Origin of the sequence: Parapedobacter luteus, from assembly GCF_900168055.1 — a bacterium.
Taxonomy (GTDB): Bacteria; Bacteroidota; Bacteroidia; order Sphingobacteriales; family Sphingobacteriaceae; genus Parapedobacter; species Parapedobacter luteus.
Map to the genome: position 1 here is coordinate 251,994 of NZ_FUYS01000005.1, position 19,048 is coordinate 271,041.

Below are 19,048 nucleotides of genomic sequence, written 5' to 3' on the forward strand. Positions count from 1 at the left end.
GGTGATGGTTGTCGGTGTAAGTCAGGCCAAGAAAGCCGACTCCGCTACTTTGGGATGACTCGGAATTCGGGAGGAGGTCATTACCATTACCGCCACGGGCTCCTGTCAATTCGTTTTTACCAAGGAATTTCACCTGTTTCGGGGTTATAATCCTCGCTGAAAAACTTACCAGTCGGTCCGTTTTTGTCGATTAAAGCGTACTTTACAATTCGTTTTCCGGCCTCTTCAACACGCCCTGTTCCGTGGTGATTGTTAAAATCCGTTTTGGTAAAACCCGGGCAAACCGCATTGACCTTGAAGGGGGTATCGCGCAATTCGTAGGCCAGATGTACAGTGAGCATATTGAGTGCTGTTTTTGAAGGACTGTAAACAGCAGCTTTATGTTCATAATACGCCCAGGTGGGGTCGCTCTGAAGCGTTAGTGACGCCGAACTCGAAGTTACATTTACAATCCGTGGTGCCGGTGAGTTTTTCAGCAAGTCAAAAAACGCTTGCGTAACCCTTACCACACCGAATAGATTGGTTTCATATACCTTTTTGAATGATTCAATGTCTGAATCCAACGTTCGTTGTGGTAATCCACCACCGCCGTTAATTCCGGCATTGTTTATCAAAACGTCCAGCCTGTTTGCTTTTTTTCCGACTTCAGCTCGGGCAGCCTTTACCGATTCGGCTTCGGTTACATCTAACTGTACCGCTACTACATTTTCCAGACCATCGGCTTTTAGTTTTTCCACGGCCTGTAGACCGTTCTGTAAATTGCGGCTTCCGATATAGACGTAAAACCCCTTCTGCGCAAGTTGCCGTGCCACCTCAAGGCCGATGCTTTTATTCGCGCCTGTAATTAATGCCGATTTACCCGCATTTTTAAGATGGTTTCCTTGGTGCTCCTGATTCTTCGAATTCATTTTTTTCCGTTTTAAGTTTAACTGTACAAAGTTGCTCCGTTAAAAAATGAAACCGTTTAACATTTGGTAAAAAACATTCAGCGGATATTTTTCCGTATCCTGCTCAATGATTGTTGGGTAATGCCCAAATACGAAGCAAGGTAAGATAGCGGAATGCGATTGGCAAGCAGGGGAAATTTTTCCATAAACGTAAGGTAACGTGTGGTGGCATCTTGTTCGACTAACGGGCTTCTTCTCTCTAATTTTTGAATGAGATGCTTCTGAAAGATTTTTTGGATAATGCTGTCCCAACCAAGGATGGTATGTGACATTTCCTGCCAATCGGATATCGAAAACAGCAATAAGTTACAATCGGTAACAGCTTGTACATATTCAGAAGGTTCTGTATTGTTTTCAAAACTGTTTATTTCCAAAAGCAAACACCGTTCCTCAAAGAAATACCGGGTAATTTCGTCTCCTTTGTTATTATAGTAGCATACCCGGACAACACCGTTTAGAAGAAACCCGACTTGTTTGACCATTTTCCCCGCTTCCCAGAAATATTCGTCCTTGCTGAGCGTTGTTTCTGTCGCTTTACTTGAAATAAGGTCAATTTGTTGTTGGTTCAAATTCCCAAACTGTAAAATATAGGCCACAAATTCGTTCATTGTCGTAAAGTTAGACAAAATAGTTTCGGCGATAAATTAACATTTGGTAAAAAGCGTTGTCGGTGCTGTTACCTGAAAGTCTGAACGGTTGTATTTTTTAATTGTTGGACAGTGCGGTTGGTTAGCCTTGCTGGTAACGGTCAGTTTAAGCGTAGTGCGGGATTTCCGAGACGTATTCTCCACGTTCCGGCAAATTGTGTCGGACGCCACATACCCGCTATGCCATCATATTTTCAAATAGACCATTTGATGCCGGCCCAGTGTGTTAATTTTGTTATAACTAACAGACACCCCGATGAAATATGTATTGAAAACAGATAAGTCGTCGACAACCATCATTATCCGGTTGATGGTCGGGATCGTATTCCTGTCAGAAGGCGTACAGAAATTCATGTTTGCCGAACAACTCGGTGTTGGGCGGTTTGCCAAAATAGGCCTGCCCGGTCCGGAGTTCCTGGGGCCTTTTGTAGGAAGCTGTGAGATGATCTGCGGTGCATTGGTGCTGTTGGGCTTGCTTACGCGGTTTGCAGCCATCCCGCTGCTTTGCATCATGCTGGTGGCCATGGCTACCACCAAGGCTAATATCCTTGTCGGCGAGGGTTTCTGGGCCATGATGCATGCCAGCCGTACCGATTGGGCCATGTTGTTGGGCAGCCTTTTTCTGCTTATTCGTGGTGGCGGTCGCTGGTCCATTGATCGTAAAATCAATAGCCGATGGAAATCCTGATCCTGTCATTGGCTTCCTTCGTGGTAGCTGTGCTCACCTTTTTTTCGGGATTCGGTCTCGGCACCATCCTCACGCCAGTGTTCATGGTTTTCTTCCCGGTAGACCTCGCCATTGCGCTCACCGGCGTGGTTCATTTCTTCAACAACCTGTTCAAACTGGCCCTGGTAGGCAGAAATGCTGACCGATCGATCGCCATACGTTTCGGTGTTCCGGCGGTCATCGCCGCTTTTTTCGGCGCATGGCTGATGCTCAGCATGAGCAATCTGCCTTTGTTGTTCTCATATAGCCTGGGCGGCAATGTATTCGAGGTTTATCCCGTTAAATTCACCGTTGCCATCCTGCTCATCGTATTTGCCTTAATGGAGCTGTCCCCGTATTTCAATCGCTTGGCATTCAGCCGCGATAAGCTAATTCTGGGGGGTGCGTTAAGTGGCTTTTTTGGCGGTCTGTCGGGCAATCAGGGAGCTATGCGCAGCGCCTTCCTGATCAAGGCCGGGCTTTCCAAGGAAGCGTTTGTGGGTACGGCTGTGGTGGTATCTACCGTTGTAGACCTCACGCGGTTATCGGTCTACACCACGCGTTTTGTCGCATCGGACCTTCATGACAACCTGATGCTGGTCGGTTGTGCCACCGGCGCGGGCATCCTGGGTGCCTACGTGGGCAACCGGCTGCTGAAGAAAATAACCCTAAAATCCATCCAGGTACTGGTTGCTGTGATGCTGATTGCCGTTTCCCTTGCATTGGGAGCGGGATGGATTTAGCTGCTCCCATTAACGTGGAACTCCTTCTCGCCAAATTCGCTTGCAAGTAACTTGATCTGACGGAGCAGCGATATACCGCTATCACTTTTATACCGATTTCCTTCAATTGATGGCCCCAACGTTGTACTTACCGGCTGAAAATTAACAAATATATAATATAGCAACCTGTTTGCCACAGGAACTTATTGATATTTTTGTGCCTATTACCAAAGACAGTTTATTGCAAAAAAATGAGATGGTTACCCGTTACATTTATTGTATTCCTTGTGCTGACCGGTTGCAAAAAGAGCAACGAACTAGGAGGCGAAAGGGAGGCTGATGATAATCCCGTTCAATCGGAATGGAAAGCGCATGGTTTCTTTCTTGGCGACAACGTGAATCAGATGAACAGTATGCCCACTTCGGACAAACTGTTTTTCATCGGTTCCAACGGTCTGGTGGCCATGGAGCCCGTCGCCGAAGAAAATGGACTTGAACCTTTTGATGCGCATATTGTGCGGTATGCAAAGGATTTTGACCAGCCCGAAAAGGCCAGGCTCCCGTTGTCTCCGGATTTTTTTATCGGTTATCACAAAGCATCCCATACCATCGCCTTTACGTCTAACCTAAGCCCCTTATTGCCGTACGGAAAAGTCTATTTCAGCATGAAGCGGCTGGATCCGGATTTTTCGGAGTTTGCATTTATTGATCCCATCAATGGAGAATCGATGGCAATCAACAATGCCAACCAAGTGCTGGTTCCTTTCCTGGCAACTGCTGAGGGAAAGTCTGTGTTGAGGCTGGCACTGATTGACGTTCAGGTAACGAAAATGGATTCACAAAGCGCAATCGATACCCTGCAAACTCGCATAATATCCCTTGATGACGACGCAGGGATCAATTTGGAACGCATTCAGTCTGTCGAGGAAGACTTTTTTGTGTCGACCGCCAAAAACTTTTATAAGATTGACAAAGCCGGCGCTGTGTCGCAGGTGTTGCCAAAGCCGATATATAGCGTGCTGGGTCTTGAATCTGTTATTTATGGAATGGGGGAAGGAACGATGTTCGCCTCGACCGACAAGGGCGTTACTTGGACGGAATTGTATGAGGTTCCTTCCGACCTTTACCGGTCAACGTTAACCCGGGTCGACGGGAAGACGATCGGATACCGCAATGAGCGGTTATGGGAGGTTTCGCTCAGCCAGAGCGGGATGTCCGCCCGGGAGCTGGATAACCAGCACCAGCAAAACCACACGATAACTTCAATCAACGAGTTTGAAGGATATGTGTTTCTGACAACGACATCCGGCGTTTTTTTCAAGGATCCGAAGGGGGTGCTACAGGATATTCGTTAATGAATAACGTCAATAAATCGAGCCGTATTCCGCAGCCGTTATTTTGACTACCCATTCAGGGGCCGTATCCCATAAACCAATAGATAGCCAATCATCCAGAAATCCCCGATGGTTGCCGGAATAAACAGAGCCTCCAGGTAAGGATTTCAATCCCAGTGTAATCGATAAACGTGCTTAGCAGGTAACGGTAACCGATGCCGCCAATAACCGACGTTCGGCCAAGCCAGACCGCCAGACCGGCATCCGTGGCTAACGGATTACGATACGCCCCATTGGAATGAGCCATAGCCCAAAGAACAGGCTTTCAATGCCCCTTTGGGGAGGGTTGTAAAACGTCGCCTGGTTTATGCCGTGCTCGTAAGTTTTTATGGACATAAAAAAAGGAGACAACTGATAAGCTGTGCCTCCTTGAGTAGTAGCCCATAGGGGAATCGAACCCCTCTTTCCAGAATGAAAATCTGGCGTCCTAACCGATAGACGAATGGGCCTCCGGAAGGGACTGCAAATATACAGTTATTCGAATATCTTACAAATAGGATACGTTACAACAAATCAAATCCGATGTCCTTACGGAAATATTTCCCTTCAAAGTAGATGCGCCCCGCATCGGCCGTGGCTTGTTGCAATGCATCAAAAAGGGTGTCTTCCAAGGCCGTGACGGCCAATACGCGACCTCCCGCTGTTTGTACTACGCCGTTTTCTTCTTTCGTGCCGGCATGAAAGACAATGGAGTCTTTCACGTTTTCAACATTGCTTATGGCCTTGCCTGATTCGAAGTTGCCCGGGTATCCGCCCGAAACAAGTACTACGGTAGCTGCTGTTTTCGGCGAGAGGGTAAACGAACGTTCGAATAAATCCCCTTTCGCCACGCCTTGCAGCAAGTCAAGTAGGTCGCTGTCAATCCGCGGAAGTACGCTTTCGGTTTCGGGATCGCCCATCCGCACGTTATATTCAATGACATAGGGATCTCCGCCGACATTCATCAGGCCGATAAAAATAAAACCTTTGTAAGGAATGCCATCCTTTTTCAGCCCATTGATGGTTGGCACGATAATACGTTCCTCCACCTTATCTAAAAACTCATTGTCAGCAAAAGGTACGGGCGATACCGAACCCATACCGCCGGTGTTGAGCCCCGTATCGCCTTCTCCGATGCGCTTGTAGTCTTTTGCGGCAGGCAATATTTTATAACTGTCGCCATCCGTGAGCACGAAAACAGATAGTTCAATGCCGGTCAAATATTCTTCGATGACCACCTTGCTGCTTGCTTCACCGAATTTGGCGTCTGCAAGCATTGCTTGCAGCTCCTTTTTGGCTTCGTCCAACGTTGTGCAAATAAGCACTCCCTTTCCTGCCGCCAGCCCATCTGCTTTGAGCACGATGGGTAATTTTTGCGTTTCAAGATAAGCCAATCCGTCTGCAAGCGTAGCTTTGTCAAAGGAGCGCGAAGCAGCTGTGGGAACCCCATGACGCACCATGAATTGCTTGGCAAAATCCTTGCTGCCTTCCAGCTGTGCCCCTGCTCTTTGGGGCCCGATGACCGGGATGTCCCTCAGATCGGTGCGATCGAGAAAATAATCGTGAATACCCTTTACCAACGGTTCTTCCGGACCCACCAACACCATGTCTATGCTATGCTGCAACACAAAGTCTGCTATTCCGTCAAAATCGGTAACCTTGAGCGGTACATTTTGGCCATAGCGGCCTGTGCCTGCATTACCGGGGGCAATGTATAATTGGGTAAGTTGCGGACTTTGGGCGATTTTCCAAGCAAAGGCGCTTTCCCGGCCGCCTGAGCCGATAATTAGGATGTTCATCTTGCAAAGATATTTTTTTTGACTATATTTACCACTATAGGTATAAAACCAATGTACATCATGCTTGTTTATCACTTGAGCCATTATCTTGTGTAAGATTATTTACGTATGCACCGCACGATATCTATATTGGTCGTTTTCTGGTTTTCTGTACAGGCATTGTATCCACAGGATACTGTGCTTAACGAGGTGCTGGAAACGCTTAGTAACTACGCTGAAGCGTATCCTCAGGAAAAGGTATACCTGCATTTGGATAAACCCTACTATACGGTAGGTGATGATATTTGGTTTAAGGGCTATGTCACTATCGGTGCGTATAATAACCTTTCCGGTCTCAGCAAAATCCTGTACGTTGATCTCATCAGCCCTGGCGACAAAGTTGTCCAGTCCATCCGGCTGCCGCTTATTGCCGGAGTGACCATGGGCGACTTCCGGCTTGCTGACTCGCTCACGGAGGGCAATTACCGCATCCGTGCGTACACCAATTGGATGCGGAATTTTGATCATGATATTTTTTATGATCGGGTGTTGCCCATAGGAAATGCCCGCACGGATAGTATTGTCACATCCAGCTCGTTCTCTTATGAAAATTCACCTACGCACACCGTAAACGCAGCCATCGCATTTACGGACATCAGAGGGGGGCCGCTGGCCGACATGGACGTTTCCTACGAAGTGGATATGGAGGGGCGGAATATCGACCGGGGCCGAGCAAAGACAGACGAGGAAGGACGGATAGCGTTTGCGTTTGTAAACAAACAACCATTCAACCTGAAAACGGGAAAGATAGCGCTGGCATTGTCTACGCCGGAAAACAGGCGGGTCACGAAAACCATACCGCTGAAGACCACTTCCGAGGCCAATGGCATTCAGTTTTTTCCGGAGAGCGGCCATTTGCTCGCGGGGAATCTGACCAAGGTGGCGTTCAAGGCTTTGGCTCCTGAAGGCTTGGGCGTCGGCGTGCGCGGGCATGTGGAAGATGAGACCGGCGTACGCATTGCCGAATTTGAGTCGACCTACGCCGGAATGGGTAATTTTAGCTTTATCCCGCAATCGGGGAGCAGGTACATAGCGAAAGTAACCTATGCAGACGGGAGTCAAGGGGAGCAGGCGCTTCGGGAGGTGGCTGCTTCCGGCTATGCGCTGGCCGTAAACAATGAGCTGGATAAGCAGATTTTTGTGCAGGCGACAGGCACGAAAGACGTGGTCAAAGGCCAAGAAATCAACTTGCTGCTGCAACGAAACGGGATGATTTTCTATGCCTCAAAGAGTAAGTTATCAAAACAGGAGGTCGTCTTTTCTGTACCGCGCGAACACATCCCTTCGGGAGTGGTGCAAATAACCTTGTTTGACGCGGAGATGAAGCCCCTGGCGGAACGGACCATTTTCAATATGAACGAAGAATCCGTGCTGCCGGTCTCCGTATCTACAGACAAAGACCGTTATGGGCAGAAGCAAAAGGTCTCGGTAACGGTGAACGTGGGGCGCGAATCGGATACCAGTCGCATCGCTACACTGTCCGCTGCTGTGATAGATGTGGCTAAAGTGCCCGTTGACAGCGGTATGCGCGAAGGGAGTATTTATGCCAGCCTCCTGCTCAGCGCCGATATCAAGGGCTACATCGAGACACCGGAATATTACTTCGAAGAAATGGACATCGCCAAGCGGAGGCAGCTTGATAATGTCATGCTTACCCAGGGGTGGAGCCGAATCAATTGGCCGGAATTGATGGCAGGAAAAACACCGGCCATCACCTACCATCCCGAGCAGGATCTGCGCATCAGTGGCATCGTGACCAAGCGCGACGGGAAGACGCCTGTGCCCAACGCGACGGTGACCATCTTGTCTACCAGCAACGTTACGGCCGTGATCGATACCGTTACGGGGTCCGATGGGCGGTTTAGCTTTGACCGGCTGCTTTTTTATGACAATACAAAGTTTGTCGTGCAGGCGCGCGATGAGCGCGGCCGAAGGAACGTGGACGTCCACCTGGATGAGGTGTCCCGGCAGCAAGTGACCCGCAATAAAAATACGCCCGATGCAACTGTCGACGTCAACCAGTCCATCAGTACTTACCTCAAAAATACGCAGGAGCAGTTTGTCGAGATGGAGCGGTATGGACTTAAAGAGAAGACCATCCTGTTGCAGGAAGTCAAAGTAACGCGGGAAGCCGAAGAGAAAAAGGTGCGGCATTCGAGCAACCTGAATGGTCCTGGCAATGCCGATCAGGTCATCACGGCCGACGAGCTTATGATGGGCTGCCCTACGCTGGACATCTGCCTGCAAGGTAGGTTATTAGGGGTTATTTTTCGTAACGGTATCCCTTATTCAACCCGGTCGTTCAACCAGCCCATGCAAATCGTGCTGGATGGGATGTTCATGGAACCCAGCGCGCTTTCCATTATCAATCCGTTTGACGTGGAGACCATCGAGGTGCTTAGGGGGGTCGGCAACACGGCGATTTACGGCAGCCGGGGTGGCGGTGGCGTACTCATCATTACGACCAAACGCGGCGACAGCGGCGGATACAACCGCGACCTGTACACGCCCGGCATTGTCACGCATAGCCCACAGGGCTATTACGAAGTAAGGGAATTCTATGCGCCTGACTATGACGCACCTGTGGATTCGCTGGCCGGAATGAAAGATCTCCGTACCACCATCCACTGGACACCTCATATCGTGACCGATCCGGAAGGCCATGCGTCATTTCAATTTTATACGGCTGGTAACCCGGGTACTTACCGCATTCTGGTAGAAGGGTTGGATGTAGATGGACGCCTGGGGCGTGCGGTGCATTACATTAAAGTAGACTAAGCAATAATGGATTTTATCAAGAATACCGTAGACGAACGAGTTTCCCATGTTTATTTGGATAGTGGAAAATCAAACGCCATTAACCAGCAAATGCTGGAGGAGCTGAAGGAAACGATAGTCACTGCCCAGGTGGATCCTGCTATCGAAGGCCTTATTTTGCATGGCAAATCCGGTTTTTTCAGTGCCGGGCTCGACCTGATAGCTTTATACGCCTATAACGAGGAGGAGGTCCGCCGGTTTTGGCACACGTTTATGGACTTCGTCCGGACGTTTGTCGCCTTTGATAAGCCGGCGGTAGCAGCCATCAGTGGCCATAGCCCGGCCGGTGGGTGTGTGCTGGCTATTTGCTGCGACTACCGGGTGATGGCTGATGGCGATTACATTATCGGCCTCAACGAAGTGCCCGTGGGCATCATCGTGCCAGCCAGCATCTTTCAACTGTATGGCTTTTGGTTGGGGGAAGCAGCGGCTTATCGTTATTTATTGGAAGGGAAGCTATTTAAACCTCAAGAGGCCCTCCAAGCGGGATTGGTAGACGAAGTGGTAGACGCGCGAAGTATCCGTACGGCTGCCGGGCGGCAACTGGCAAAATATACGCAATACGAGCGGAATACATGGCGGCGGAGCAAGCGCAACATGAGGCAATCGGTGATTGATGCCTTTGAAGCCGATCAGGAGGATACCATTGAGGCGATATTACAACAATGGTGGTCGCCTGCCACCCGCTCCATTATTAAATCCATTATCGATAATCTGAAGCGGTGATGGCGAGCTTATAACCGGTCGGTATGTGCGGGTATGGGAGTGCTATGGACCAAGGGTAATACATAAACGGATGGATAATCAAACAAATAAAGTGCAAGGTGCGCTGCGTGAAGGTGCATTAGCCGGCAAAACCATCGTTGTCACCGGTGGCGGCACCGGATTGGGAAGGGCCATGGCTACTTATTTTTTGCAGCTGGGTGCCCATGTAATCATCGCCAGCCGGAGGATAGATGTATTGCAAAAGGCTGCGGACGAAATGGAAGCCCACACTGGCGGGAAAGTTCTTCCTGTCGCTTGCGACGTGCGGGACGCCGGACAGGTGGATGATCTGTTGACGCGTTCATTAGCCCGATTCGGCAGGGTCGACGCGTTGGTCAACAATGCGGCGGGCAATTTCATCTCGCCCACTGAACGCTTATCTGCTAATGCTTTTTCATCCGTTATAGACATTGTGCTGAAAGGCACGGTCAATTGCACACTGGCTTTCGGTAAGCATTGGATTGCGCAGGCGCAGCCGGCAAGCATCCTCAATATTGTCACTACCTATGCGTTCACCGGGTCGGCATACGTTGTGCCCTCGGCGGCCGCCAAAGGCGGTGTACTTGCCCTCACACGCTCGTTGGCGGTAGAATGGGGCCGGCACCTGATTCGTTGCAACGCCATTGCGCCGGGGCCGTTCCCTACACAGGGGGCCTGGGATCGGTTGCTGCCTGGCGATCTGGCGACACAGCTTGATCTCAAAAACCGGATACCGCTTGGTCGCGTGGGCGAGCACCAGGAACTGGCCAATCTCGCTGCGTTCCTGCTGTCCGATTTTGGATCGTATATAAATGGAGAGGTGATCACCATCGACGGCGGCGAATGGCTTCAAGGAGCCGGGCAGTTCAATGGCCTTCGAATCGTCCCGGATGATGTGTGGGATACGCTGGCACAGCGCATACGACAAGCCAAGGGCTGAGCGAGGCCATCGCCCGACTAATTGCGTAGCCAAGGCCACTCCATAATTTGTATATCAAAGGCAATTTATCTAAGTTTGAGAGCAACAATTGAGAGCAATAAACAAATAGAAAACCCATGATGACAACGAATTTAGACCCAGCAACACAAGCACGCGCAGAAGCTTGGCTGCTTGCGCCATATGATGAGGAAACCATCGGTGCTGTAAGGCAGCTTTTTGACACCGGTCAGTACACCGACTTGACGGATAGTTTTTACAAAGATCTGGAATTCGGCACGGGCGGCCTTCGCGGTATCATGGGTGTCGGTACCAACCGGATGAACAAATATACTATTGGTCGGGCTACCCAGGGATTGGCGAACTACTTGCTTAAGGTCTATCCATCCGAGGAGGTGAAAGTTGCTATATCCTACGATAGCCGGAATAACTCGAAGCGGTTCGCACGGTTGGTGGCAGACGTGTTTTCGGCAAATGGTATCCGGGTGTACTTGTTTGCCGAACTTCGGCCCACTCCCCACCTCTCTTTTGCGGTGCGCCACTTGCAGTGCCACGGAGGCGTTATGCTTACCGCCTCGCACAACCCGAAGGAATACAATGGCTATAAAGCCTATTGGAACGACGGGGGACAGCTGGTGCCGCCTCATGATAAAAACGTAATTAAGGAAGTATACGCCATCGAAGACTTGAATGAAATCAAGTTTAGCCCGATAGCGGAAAACATTGTTTTATTGGGCAAAGAGCTTGATGATGCTTACCTTGATGCCATTGCCAAGTTAACCATCCGTCCCGAGGCGGTTGCACGGCAGAACGATTTAAAAATTGTCTTTTCGCCGATACATGGCACAGGGGTTACCCTGGTGCCGCCAGCGTTGGACCGTTGGGGTTTTACCAACGTGAATGTTGTGGCTGAGCAAGCGACGCCTGATGGCAATTTTCCCACCGTGATATATCCCAATCCGGAGGAGGAAGAGGCCATGTCGCTTGCTGTGGCCGAAGGTAAGCGCATCGGAGCGGATGTCATCTTTGCTACCGACCCGGACGCCGACCGTGTAGGGGCGGCAGTAAGAAATGCCAAGGGTGACTATCAGCTGCTTAACGGCAACCAAATCGGAAGCTTGCTGGTCAACTATGTGCTTTCGGCAAAACGGGACCAAGGGGATCTCCTGCCGGATGATTATGTGGTAAAGACCATCGTAACCACCAACCTCATCGCAGACATTGCCAAGCAATATGGCGTCACCTACTACGATACACTCACCGGCTTCAAATACATCGGCGAGCTGATTACGCTTAAAAACGGCAACGGACGATTCCTTGTCGGCGGCGAAGAGAGCTATGGCTACCTTGTGGGTGAGCTGGTACGCGATAAAGACGCCGTGGTTTCGGCAGTGTTTATCGCTGAAATGGCAGCGTACTATAAGGATCAGGGCAAGACGCTCTTTGACGCACTCATTGACTTATACGTCGAGCATGGCTTTTATAAAGAAAAGCTCATTTCATTAACCAAGAAGGGAAAAGCCGGGGCAGAAGAAATCCAGGCCATGATGGAACGTCTGCGGAGCGCACCGCCACAGGTCATCGGCGGCATTGATGTCGAAGCGATCAAAGATTACCAAACCAGCGAATCATACAACCTGAAAACGGGTGAGCGCGAAATCATCAACCTGCCTAAGTCAGACGTTTTGCAATTTATTACGGTAGATGGGGATGTCGTTTCTGCTCGGCCATCGGGTACAGAGCCGAAAATTAAGTTTTATTGCAGCGTCAGGCAACCGCTTTCCGGTCCGCAGGACTTCGAGCGGGTAAGCCGGGAGCTGGACGAACGGGTGGAACGCATTATGCAAGATATCGCTTAATATGCTGCATTGGGAAACCTTATCTTCGGAATACCTTGTACAAGCACCTTGGGCGGTACTGCGCAGGGATGTTTGCCGCATGCCGAATGGTCATATCGTGCCGGCTTATTATGTGCTTGAGTACCCCGACTGGGTAAACATGGTGGCATTAACGGCAGACAACCAATTTATTTTGGTCAAACAATATCGCCATGGCGTAAAACAGGATGTGCTCGAAATTCCGGGCGGTGTGATAGACCCCGGCGAAGATGCAATCGCTGCGGCTACACGCGAAATGTTGGAAGAAACAGGCTATCGGTTTGATCATATCGAACCGATAGCTACGCTGTTTCCGAATCCGGCCACAAGTAATAACAGGACTTATTCCTATCTCCTTACAGGTGGCGTCAAGGTGCAGGAGCAGCAGCTTGACGAACAGGAGGCGATCGATGTCGTGCTGGTACCTCCTGATGAGCTAAAGCAGTTGCTGCTCGACAATCGGTTTGGACAGGCGTTGCATACCGCTGCGCTTTTTTATGGCCTGGCAAAGTTGGAAATGATATAGGCAGATTTGGACCGCAATATGCATACCGTCAAAGTCGGCAACTGCTACTGGACAACGGTGGCTTTATGGTTTCTTTGCACGGCGTTATATGCCCAGCGCCCGTCGAATGAAGTGGAAATAACCGAAGTCAAGGCAGACACCAGCCTACAGCGCGACCTGATAGACATCGCGAAGCGCGTGATAAAAATGGAGCCGCCCCGCGGGCCGGACAGCACCGGCAAAAAGTTTTATTTTTCGGCACTTCCCTTTTCTACTTCCGTGCCCGGCGGCGGTCATGCCCTGATTACAAGTACCACGGCTGGATTTTATCTCGGTGATCGCAAGGATACATACATGTCGCGGGCTACATTTACGCCTTATTGGAACTTCAAAAGGCGGTATGGATTTCCGATACGGTCGTATATCTGGCTCAATAAAAATAAATGGGTTATTAGCGGCGACACCCGTATCCTTAAATATCCGCAGCATACATGGGGCCTGGGGAGGCAGTATAGCGAAGACGAAAAGCTACTGGTAGACTATTCGTATTTCCGTTTCTACCAACACTTGCTGAAGCGGATAGGAAAGGGGTTCTTTATTGGTGGAGGATATAATTTGGATATCCGTATGGGTATACATGCCGAGGCTGAAGATACCCGGCTTCGTGATTATACCGGCTATCCCTATGGTACCGCGCCGGCTGAACGGACGATATCTTCGGGCTTGAGCCTGAACCTGCTGTTCGATACGCGGGCAAACTCCATCAACCCTATCGACGGGAACTATGTCAACCTCCAGTTTCGGGTAAATCCTAAGTTCATGGGCAGCGGAGAGTCCTGGGAATCGCTGTACATCGATGTCAAACGGTATCACCGGTTGACGGCCAATCCCAACCGCCAGCATATGATCGCCGTGTGGAGTTATTTTTGGACTGTTTTTAATTCAAATGCGCCATACCTTGACTTGCCTACAATCGGTTGGGATACGTATAATGGCTCTGGCCGTGGATTTGAGCAAAGCCGTTATCGGGGGAAATACCTTTATTACATCGAAACCGAATACCGGAGGGACCTCACCGCCAACGGCCTGTTCGGCTTTGTGGTGTTTGCCAACGCCAATACCGTAAACGGCCCAAGAAGCACCTTCTTTTGGACGTGGAATCCCGGTGGTGGTGCCGGCCTCCGGATAAAATTCAACAAAAACTCCGGAACGAATATCGCGCTTGACTATGGGTTCAGCAGGAGCTATTCCGGATTCCGCTTGTCTTTGGGCGAAGTTTTTTAGCCCAGGAGAGCTCTTCAACCATCCAAAACGTCGAGTAATCGCTGCAAATCGGTTGGCGTGTTGAACAGGTGGAAGCCCACGCGGATACCCGGTCCACGCATAGCGCAGCTTATCTTGGCTTCAATCAATTTGTCGAAGAGGCGCTGGTCGCCCTTTAAATTAAAGAATGTACCGTGTGAGAATGATGCCCGTTTGACAACAGGCTCATCGAGCAGCTTCCGTTCAGCAAAGGCCTCATGGGCGGTAGTAACCAGTGTGCGGAGCCGCGAGGCTTCGGCAGGGAAGGCAATCGTTTGGAAAAGGTTGATGGCCTGCAGCAGTGTGCCGACGGCCAATGTGTCCTGATGCCCGGGCTCGAACGCAAACGACAGGTCGTTTTTGCCGAGTAAATGGTGGAGCCGGGGCTTGGGCGCATCCTTGCCTGCTGGGCGGAGCAGTTCGGGAATGTCTTCCTTGACCATCATAAATCCGTTGCCATAGCCGGCGAGCATCCATTTATAACCGCTCACCAGCAGTATATCTATTCCTGATGCGCTGAAATCAAACGGCTCCGTACCACAATATTGTGTGCCGTCTGCGATAACAAGCAGCTTTGGGTATTGCCGTTTTAAGTCTTTCAGAAAATCAAAATTTATTCGGATGCCACTGATATACTGCACTAAGCTAAACGCAAACACATCCGGTTGATGCTCTTGCACGCCAGCGGCCACATGCGTTTCCAGGTGTTCATCGGTTGGCACATAATTTCGGGGCAGCCCCAGCCGCTCTATGTTGTAATTGATTGACGGATAATCGTCCGCTAAAAGAAGATAACGATAGTTTTTGGGAAAGTAAGAAAGGAGTGTATTAAACCCATAAGAGAAATTGGGCAGTAAAACCGTTCGATCTGTGGAGCCGTTGAAGAAGTCGGCGACTGCTTGTCTGGTAGTCTGGAGCAAGGGTTCGTGTGCTATCCTGAATTGGCTGCCCTCGTCGGCAAACGCTTCGTCATGCTGCCTGCGCCAGGCCAATACGGGCTGCGCCAAAATCCCTGAACTTGCGGTGTTTAGATATGTCCAGTGCTGCAATACCGGAAACCATGTTGAATCCATGTTGTAAAGGTGCAAAATCCTTTTTAATTGCGAAACGCATAAATTGGTGAATAGTTATTGGATACTGTCCGAAAACGGACACCTGTTGTCCGTTTTCGGACATGGGCATGCCGAAGGGCCAAAGTCGCTCACTGACTAACAGTTGGTTAACCGTTTGGTCGTGAAATTGATAGATCAATGATATTAAGGTAATGGGATTTTTCCGATCGCTCATCATATTATAAACAAGTACTCCATGAATTTGAATAACTTAAAAATTGCCTGGCGCAATGCACTTAAGACCAAACTGTTCACCGCGTTGAATATTCTTGGTCTTGCGATGGGTTTCGCCGGATTCATTCTGGCCTATCTTTATATCAACCGGGAAACCAGTTATGACCGGTGGAATGCGAATTACAACCAGATCTACTTGGTAGGGCTGAGTTATCAAGGAAATAATACTGATCTTACCCCACCGGCATTGGCCACCGCGATTAAAGCAACATTGCCGGAAGTGACGGAGGTTGGCCGGGTATCTTATTTTCCCTATGAGCTGCCGTTTATCAGCGATGACGGACAGGCATTCGTAAACGATTGGAAGGCCGCCGACCTGTCCATTATACGCATGTTTGGTATAGAAGTATTTGGGAATGCTGTACACCAGGGTGATCATCCGGAGTTGAATCTGATAACACCGGAAATGGCGCAGGCCTTATTTCCAGATAGTGCGGGGCTTACGTTCGAGCCCCGGCTTATTGCCCTGCAAAATGAGCAGAGCGGTATGTATTATCACATCCATGGTGTCACCAAGCCCCGGAAACTGTCTAACCTTACCTATGATGCCATCTTTTTCAAGCCCGATCTTGCGGGGGACAGACAGGGAGATCCGCTCCCCTACCAAACTTACATTCAGGTAAAACCGGGCACAGATATCGACCAGCTGGATAAAAAGATCAAGCACCTCTATAAGCAGGAAATCTCCCAACAGCACCACGTGGCCACGTCGGCATTTGCGAAGGGGACAACCTACCTTGATCCGCTGAAAAACCTGCACCTTAAGCCGAAGCACGGCTTAAACACGGGATATATTACCGTTTGGGCGTTGGCCGTTCTTTCGGGGGTCATCCTCTTGCTGGCGGGGATTAATTTCGCGAACTTGATGATTGCCCAGGCTAACAGGAGGGCCAGGGAAATAGGGATTAAGAAAGTGTTTGGCGTGAGTCGCATCGGGCTGGCCGTGCAGTTTATGTGCGAGGTGGTGATCCAATGCGTATTGGCTGCAGGGATCGCCTGGTTGCTGGTCGTCCTCTGCCGGGATGGGTTGCAGCAGTGGCTGGCTTACGACTTAGCCCCTGTTGCTTCCGGCGGACAGCAGGCTTGGCAACTATTGCTCGCGGCGGTGATGACGGCGCTCGTATCGGGGATTTACCCAGCCGCCATCTTATCAGGTTATCGCCCGGTAAGCATTTTGAAAGGTAATTTCCAGACTAGCCACCGTACCGCTTGGTTTCGTCATGCTTTGTTGACATTCCAGTTTGTCATCGCGGTGGTATTCATCTCCGGAATGCTCATCATCAACAGGCAACTGGATTATGTGCGCGATGGCGACAAAGGGTTCGACCCCGCGCAGGTAATCTATATCAAGAATGCCATGCTGCTGAACAACCCAGCAGATTTTAAGCCGTTTCGTGATCGGATGCAGGCCTACCCCGGCATCGAATATGCGACGGTAGCTACAAGTGTCCCTGGAGGAATCGGCCCGGCAAAAAAGGAGTTTGTGTATGCAAATGAAACACACCGGGCCGATCACATTGCAGTGGATTTTGACTATGTAGAAACGATGGGTATGGAAGTCCTGCAGGGGCGGTCGTTTACCGATGCGTTTCCTGCCGACTCGGCAAAGGGGGCTCTTGTCAATGAAACGCTGGTGAAAGCCTTCGGCATACAGAACCCCATCGGCAAAACCATCCGGGGATGCGATACCGACTTCCAGATCGCTGGTGTGGTCAAAGACAGCAAGATAGCAGGGTTCGAGCAACTGGTAGCGCCCACCGTATATTCGATAAAGAACCCATGCGGACAGTACAAGACGGAGATCCTGGTGAAAACCAGACAGGGGACCGCTCGGGAGACATTGGCGACGCTGGGAAAAGACTGGAAGTCCATTAACAGATTGGACGGCGAGTATTTCCGCTATGAGTTTGTGGATCAGAAGTACGCAGCACTGCATGCGCAGCAGGTACAATTGGAGTAGGCATTCAGCGCGTTTACCGTTCTGTCGATTGCCATTGCCATAATGGGCCTATTCAGCATGTCGGCATACAATGTCAGCATCCGGCAGAAGGAGATGAGTATCCGAAAAGTACTGGGAGCCTCGGTGAGCCAGCTCTTTATACAGCTCAATAAGCCTTTCCTTAGGATACTCATGCTGGCTAACCTTATTGCGTTGCCTTTGGCTTACCTTTTGGTCGACCGCTGGCTGTCGAGCTTTGCTTACCGCATCACGGTACACTGGTGGATGTTTGCCGTGGCGGGCTTTTTTGCATTATTGATAGCACTATTCACGGTGTCCTACCAATCGGCGCGCGCTGCAAGAGCCAATCCCGTTGATTCGCTGAAGGAAGCCTAATGGCTCGCCGTCGATGTTCGAATCCGAACAGCCGCTGTCCGAATCCGGACAGTACGGATGCGGTTGGTTATTTAAAAGCTTTATAATGAGTTTATTGAAATATTGGTAAGGATTTTGGCATAGCTGGCATAGTGATTTGGGCGGCCACGGAGCGATCGACACACTGCGTTTTTAACGGACGTGATTATAAATTGCATATAAAGGCAACTTTATCTAAGTTTGACAGAAAGCAAAACCGGGTAGCGGAAAGCCAAAAGCTGACAACAAAAGAAATGATTCAGTTAAACAACATATTCAAATGGTACAATGTGGGCGGCAGCCGCTCGTTTGTACTGAAAGACATCAACCTCCACATCGCCGAGGGCGAGTTCGTTTCAATCATGGGGCCGTCAGGGTCCGGAAAATCCACGTTGCTCCATATCCTGGGGTTATTGGATGAACCTGATGAAGGGGAGTACTTTTTCATGAACGAGAATGTGCTGGGGCTGAAAGAAAAACAGCGGTCGGCGCTATACAAGCAGCATATAGGCTTTGTATTTCAGGCCTATCACCTTATCGATGAGCTTACCGTATACGAGAACATCGAAACGCCACTTATTTATAAAAACCTGAAAAGCGGCGAGCGCAAGGCTATTGTCGGTGATCTGCTCGATCGGTTTGGTATCGTGGGCAAAAAAGACCTCTTTCCAACCCAGCTCTCCGGAGGCCAGCAACAGCTGGTGGGCATTGCTCGCGCGCTGGCTACTACACCGAAGTTGTTGCTCGCAGATGAGCCCACAGGTAACCTCAACTCCAAACAAGGGGAAGACATCATGAATCTGTTCAAGCAACTCAATGAAGAAGACGGAGTTACCATTGTTCAGGTGACACATTCGGAGAAAAATGCCGAATACGGCAACCGGATTGTTGAGCTGCTGGATGGGCAAGTCGTGAAATAAGCTTATTGAGGTTA

The 19,048-nt window shown here is 50.0% G+C and carries 17 protein-coding genes and 1 tRNA gene; 12 read left to right on the plus strand and 6 right to left on the minus strand.

Going from position 1 to position 19,048, the window contains the following annotated elements; genetic code table 11:
• Positions 1-116: 116 nt before the first annotated feature.
• Together B5X72_RS12180 and B5X72_RS12185 are read right to left on the minus strand one after the other, a co-directional pair.
• Complete coding sequence (locus B5X72_RS12180; RefSeq protein ID WP_079717175.1) at positions 117-908, minus strand: SDR family oxidoreductase; 792 nt, start codon at positions 906-908, stop codon at positions 117-119.
• Positions 909-985: 77 nt separating this feature from the next.
• The gene (locus B5X72_RS12185; protein ID WP_079717176.1) at positions 986-1,555 is read right to left on the minus strand and encodes a Crp/Fnr family transcriptional regulator; all 570 of its coding nucleotides are present in this window, start codon (positions 1,553-1,555) and stop codon (positions 986-988) included.
• A 295-nt stretch (positions 1,556-1,850) separates the two neighbouring features.
• On the opposite strand from B5X72_RS12185, the gene B5X72_RS12190 reads away from it, so the two are divergent.
• From B5X72_RS12190 to B5X72_RS12205, 3 genes are all read left to right on the plus strand, one after another.
• Positions 1,851-2,282 carry a DoxX family protein gene (locus B5X72_RS12190; RefSeq protein WP_217698136.1) on the plus strand — a complete coding sequence of 144 codons (432 nt, stop codon included), beginning with the start codon at positions 1,851-1,853 and terminating at the stop codon, positions 2,280-2,282.
• Complete coding sequence (locus tag B5X72_RS12195; protein ID WP_079717177.1) at positions 2,270-3,043, plus strand: sulfite exporter TauE/SafE family protein; 774 nt, start codon at positions 2,270-2,272, stop codon at positions 3,041-3,043. Before B5X72_RS12190 ends, B5X72_RS12195 begins: the two co-directional genes overlap by 13 nt.
• Before the next feature lie 230 nt (positions 3,044-3,273).
• Positions 3,274-4,377, plus strand: coding sequence for a hypothetical protein (locus tag B5X72_RS12205; RefSeq protein ID WP_079717179.1), 1,104 nt, complete (start codon positions 3,274-3,276; stop codon positions 4,375-4,377).
• A 91-nt stretch (positions 4,378-4,468) separates the two neighbouring features.
• Here B5X72_RS12205 and B5X72_RS12210 read toward each other — a convergent pair whose 3' ends face one another.
• The 3 genes from B5X72_RS12210 to purD form a co-directional block, all read right to left on the minus strand.
• Positions 4,469-4,663: a hypothetical protein gene (locus B5X72_RS12210; protein ID WP_079717180.1), complete on the minus strand. Its 195-nt coding sequence runs from the start codon at positions 4,661-4,663 to the stop codon at positions 4,469-4,471.
• 130 nt (positions 4,664-4,793) lie between these two features.
• Positions 4,794-4,865, minus strand: a tRNA-Glu gene (locus tag B5X72_RS12215).
• 54 nt (positions 4,866-4,919) lie between these two features.
• Complete coding sequence (gene purD, locus B5X72_RS12220; RefSeq protein WP_079717181.1) at positions 4,920-6,194, minus strand: phosphoribosylamine--glycine ligase; 1,275 nt, start codon at positions 6,192-6,194, stop codon at positions 4,920-4,922.
• Between the two features lie 108 nt (positions 6,195-6,302).
• Here purD and B5X72_RS12225 point away from each other — a divergent pair, with 108 nt between their 5' ends.
• The 6 genes from B5X72_RS12225 to B5X72_RS12250 all read left to right on the plus strand — a co-directional run bounded on the left by B5X72_RS12225 (position 6,303) and on the right by B5X72_RS12250 (position 14,397).
• A complete protein-coding gene (locus B5X72_RS12225; protein ID WP_079717182.1) occupies positions 6,303-9,011 on the plus strand; it encodes a TonB-dependent receptor plug domain-containing protein in 2,709 nt (902 codons plus the stop codon).
• A gap of 6 nt (positions 9,012-9,017) precedes the next feature.
• Positions 9,018-9,776 carry an enoyl-CoA hydratase/isomerase family protein gene (locus tag B5X72_RS12230; RefSeq protein ID WP_079717183.1) on the plus strand — a complete coding sequence of 253 codons (759 nt, stop codon included), beginning with the start codon at positions 9,018-9,020 and terminating at the stop codon, positions 9,774-9,776.
• A 70-nt stretch (positions 9,777-9,846) separates the two neighbouring features.
• Positions 9,847-10,734 (plus strand): SDR family oxidoreductase, encoded by an 888-nt coding sequence (locus tag B5X72_RS12235; protein WP_079717184.1) that lies wholly within the window; start codon positions 9,847-9,849, stop codon positions 10,732-10,734.
• A 116-nt stretch (positions 10,735-10,850) separates the two neighbouring features.
• Positions 10,851-12,590 carry a phospho-sugar mutase gene (locus B5X72_RS12240; protein WP_079717185.1) on the plus strand — a complete coding sequence of 580 codons (1,740 nt, stop codon included), beginning with the start codon at positions 10,851-10,853 and terminating at the stop codon, positions 12,588-12,590.
• Position 12,591: 1 nt separating this feature from the next.
• Positions 12,592-13,134, plus strand: a complete 543-nt coding sequence (locus B5X72_RS12245) for an NUDIX hydrolase (protein ID WP_079717186.1) — start codon at positions 12,592-12,594, stop codon at positions 13,132-13,134.
• A gap of 18 nt (positions 13,135-13,152) precedes the next feature.
• Positions 13,153-14,397, plus strand: a complete 1,245-nt coding sequence (locus B5X72_RS12250) for a BamA/TamA family outer membrane protein (RefSeq protein WP_079717268.1) — start codon at positions 13,153-13,155, stop codon at positions 14,395-14,397.
• A gap of 14 nt (positions 14,398-14,411) precedes the next feature.
• On the opposite strand, the gene B5X72_RS12255 is transcribed toward B5X72_RS12250, so the two are convergent.
• Positions 14,412-15,488 carry an aminotransferase class V-fold PLP-dependent enzyme gene (locus B5X72_RS12255; protein WP_079717187.1) on the minus strand — a complete coding sequence of 359 codons (1,077 nt, stop codon included), beginning with the start codon at positions 15,486-15,488 and terminating at the stop codon, positions 14,412-14,414.
• 235 nt (positions 15,489-15,723) lie between these two features.
• Between B5X72_RS12255 and B5X72_RS12260 the strand changes: the two genes are divergently transcribed.
• From B5X72_RS12260 to B5X72_RS12270, 3 genes are all read left to right on the plus strand, one after another.
• Positions 15,724-17,721: an ABC transporter permease gene (locus B5X72_RS12260; RefSeq protein WP_079717188.1), complete on the plus strand. Its 1,998-nt coding sequence runs from the start codon at positions 15,724-15,726 to the stop codon at positions 17,719-17,721.
• A 21-nt stretch (positions 17,722-17,742) separates the two neighbouring features.
• On the plus strand, positions 17,743-18,096 hold the full coding sequence (locus B5X72_RS12265) for an ABC transporter permease (RefSeq protein ID WP_317043115.1): 354 nt from the start codon (positions 17,743-17,745) through the stop codon (positions 18,094-18,096).
• 272 nt (positions 18,097-18,368) lie between these two features.
• Positions 18,369-19,034, plus strand: coding sequence for an ABC transporter ATP-binding protein (locus B5X72_RS12270; RefSeq protein WP_079717269.1), 666 nt, complete (start codon positions 18,369-18,371; stop codon positions 19,032-19,034).
• Positions 19,035-19,048: the final 14 nt, after the last annotated feature.